2 protein-coding genes are annotated in these 3456 nt (G+C 61.9%); both read right to left on the bottom strand.

The annotated features are described in order from the left end of the window. On the bottom strand, positions 1-275 hold a 275-nt coding region (locus WDA27_14880), incomplete at its 3' end, for a hypothetical protein (protein MFA5892207.1). A 35-nt stretch (positions 276-310) separates the two neighbouring features. Then, positions 311-3376, bottom strand: coding sequence for an RHS repeat-associated core domain-containing protein (locus tag WDA27_14875; protein MFA5892206.1), 3066 nt, complete (start codon positions 3374-3376; stop codon positions 311-313). Positions 3377-3456: the final 80 nt, after the last annotated feature.

Raw genomic sequence — 3456 nt, 5'->3', positions numbered from 1 at the left:
GCGCGCATCCGTGCGAGCACCCCGAGACCGATCCCCACCGCGGCCACCACCGCGCCGTAGCCCCCGGTGGCGGCGAAGTACCGGGGGGCCGGGGTGGAAATCGTGGCCTGGGTGACCACGCCAACGGAACCCACGAGCAGCGCAAGGAAGCTTGCGAGGAAGATGTACGGAGTTGTCCGTCGGAACGCCCTGATCCGTTCGCGCGCGAAGGGATCCGCACAACTGGGGACGGGTCCACGGCTCAGTGCAACAAAGTACAGCCCGAAGAGCAGCATGGCGCCACCCCACAGGAAGGTCCCGAAGAAGACACTCACTTCGTCGGACCGAGGACGTGCATAGCAACATCGGCCAGAGCCGCTGCGAGCTGGGTAGCGTTGCTAACCGATTTCACGCCAACCCCCGCCAGAACAAGGCCAACTCCGGACTGCACCATGCTGTCAGCGCAGGACTCAGAACTCGCATCCTCGTCGGCACAGTCCAACATCGTTCCGACAACCGATGCGCCAACGCCGGCGACCGTCGAGATGGACAGAACGATCGCCGCAGTGGGTGGAGCCAGCAGACCTGCACTTGCCACCACGGCCACCACGCTGGCCACCACGGCGATTCCCTTGAACACGGTGCGCCAGGGGAACAAGCCGAGTGGATCGATCAACACCGTTGGGCGGTTGTTCGCATAGACGTACGCACTGACGTAGGGAGTCCCAACGGGGGACGCGACGGGATCCACTTGCAGGAACCTGCCAAGGCTCGGATCCATGGCGCGCGCGCGCAGGTTGTACAGCCCCGTGGCATCGAGCGATTCACCGGCGAAACGCATCGGGTTCGCCGGTGCGAGGGGGCTCGTCACGGTGACCTTGCGTGCGGCGCCGAAGGGTTCGTAGCTGTAGCTCGCCTCCAGCATTCCCGTGGACGAGGTCACGTTCACGACGCTGCCGAGCGCGTCGTGATGATAGAAATGCCTCTCCCCGGCGACACTCATGCTGATGCGCTGCAGACCGTAGTCGTAGGTGCGGGCAACCTGGCCATTTGCGTTGGTGTCGGCGGCCAGTTGGGGAACTACGTTGACGCGGTCCCACAGATGTCGACTTATGGTCGGCGAAGACCCCTCCGGCGTGGTCTCGGATTCGACTCGGTTCCCATCCCCGTCGTAGCGGTACCGAATCGTCGATGTGCTGTCGCCGGCGCGCACGAGCCTGTTGTCCAAGTCGTACGAGAAGGTCTTGTCCCCCGCCGACGTCATGTTCCCGTTCAGATCATGCGAGTAGGTAACGTCCCCGGTCGGACCGCTCCGTGAGGTCAGTTGGTCGGCATCGTTGTAGGCGAAGTTTGTCGTTCCGATACTCCTGGTCTCAGACGTGCGATTCCCCACCCGGTCATACGTCCACCGGATGAACTTGTCCGCCGGAAGCGTGCACGCCCGCACGTAGCAGACCTCGGTGACACGTTGCAGCTCGTCATACTTGAAGGTCGTCGTCCCCCCAAGCGCGTCCGTCACTGCGAACGGGTTGCCCAGCTCATCCAGGGAATACTCGAAGGCCGACAACGTACGATCACCGCTGGTCGTGCGCAAAGACACCAGTCGGCCCGCGCGGTCATACGCGCGGTTTTCCATGAACCCATTGCTCGCCGGGAGATTCGTCCTCACGAGGTTCCCGGCGGCATCGTACTGATAACTGACGGCGCCGCTACCGGTGCCGGCCGACGACATCCGGCCCGCCTCGTCGTACGTGTAGCGCACGTCGCCTGCAGTTCCGCCGCGGCGCATCACGTTTCCCACGGCGTCATACTCATAGATCCATGCGATCGCGCCGCGCGCGATACGTGTGACCCGGTCTAAGTCGTCGTACGTATACGTTTCCGTCCCGGCACCGTCCGTCATGGCTGTTCTGTTGCTGTTGGCGTCGTACGAGAACTGGACGGGGGGTGTCGAATCGCTGTAGGTGATCCCAATCAATCTGTTGATGGAATCGTAGGCGTAGGTCACCGATCCGTCTGCCGGATCACCAATGGTTGCGTTTCCTGCGGGGGTAGTCTTCCGCACATAGTTGCCGTTCGGGTCATGCTCGAAACTGGTCGTTCCCAATGGTGTTGTGGCTTCAGTCAGGCGACCCGCCGCATCATAAGAGAACCCGGCGCTTCTCCCTGCAGCGTCGATCCTCTCGATGAGATTACCCCCCGCGTCATACCGGTAGTTGGTTTCCGCGCCAGGCAACGGGGATCCAGCCTTGACAAGGTGATTGGCTGCGTCGAACTCGAAAACGCTCGCCCCGCCCTTCGCATTGGTCACGGACGTTCGGTTTCCAACGCCGTCGTACGCGTAGATGGTCTCATGACCCAGAGGATCCGATCGTCTAAGGAGATAACCTGCGGCGTCATACTGAAAAGTCCACCGGTATTGATCGGGATCAGCGCCGACTTCGTTCCCGCGCGGTTCAACCACCGATGCCACTCTCCCCGCCGTGTCGTACGTCATTGTCGTCGAAGCCCCGGCTGGCCACCCTATCCGGACCAGATTGCCATACGAGTCGTACCAGAACGATGTCTGCCGCCCAAGGGGGTTTTGAATCCCGACGAGCTGACCCGTTCCAGACGGGTTCCGGGAAAACGTAGTCACTACGCTCCCCGGACGGATCATGCGGATCAGGTTTCCGTTCGCGTCATAGTCGAAGGCCGTCACGCGCCGCCTTCCATCCGTGTATGACGCGACGTCATTACGTGCGTTGAAGGTGAAGTCCTCTTGGTACCCGAGCGGGTCAGGCGCCGTTCGCCGGATCATGTTGCCTCGTGCGTCGTATACGAACGTCCAAGTGTTCCCGCGTGCGTCCATCCTGCTTGTCTGGTTGAGATCAACGTCGTAGCCGTAACTGATGGTGTTCCCCAACGGATCGATCTGGGCAACGAGAATGCCGTTCGAGTAGATGTCCCGCCACATCCCCCCTCTTGCATCGAGCATCGTCGCCGTCTCCGTCTCACCGTCCCAAGAGAACACACTCCGGCTACCTCGTGCGTCCAGCTGCTCGACAACCCTGCCATCAGCGCCGTAGGTGTTGCGGACAACCGAATGCCCATTCTGATCAACGACCTCCGACAGGCGTCCGCCGGCATCGTAGGAATACGTGATGGTCCCTCCGCGAACATCGGTCGCGGCCGCGAGACGACCCGATGCATACGTGTACCTGACTGACCTTCCGTCAGGGAGAAGAAGGCGCACCAGGCCGCCACTGCCGTCGTACTCCAGAGCAACGTCCCGTCCAACCGAATCACTGATGCCGACCAACTCGCCCGGCTGGTTGTAGGCGAACGTGAGACCTTGCCCGTTGCGGTCACGCAAGTCGATCAGTGGGCCTGACCCGATTCGACGGACATCCACCATGTGGGGCCTTGCCCCGGAGAGGATGTCCGAATGGAAAAACGAGAGCAACGAACCAGGCGATCGTTCACGCCGCAGTTCAA

This window comes from Actinomycetota bacterium (genome assembly GCA_041658565.1).
In the GTDB taxonomy this organism is placed as follows: Bacteria; Actinomycetota; AC-67; order AC-67; family AC-67; genus JBAZZY01.
The sequence above is the reverse complement of the archived record's forward strand: the minus strand, read 5'-3'. Positions and strand labels throughout refer to the sequence as shown.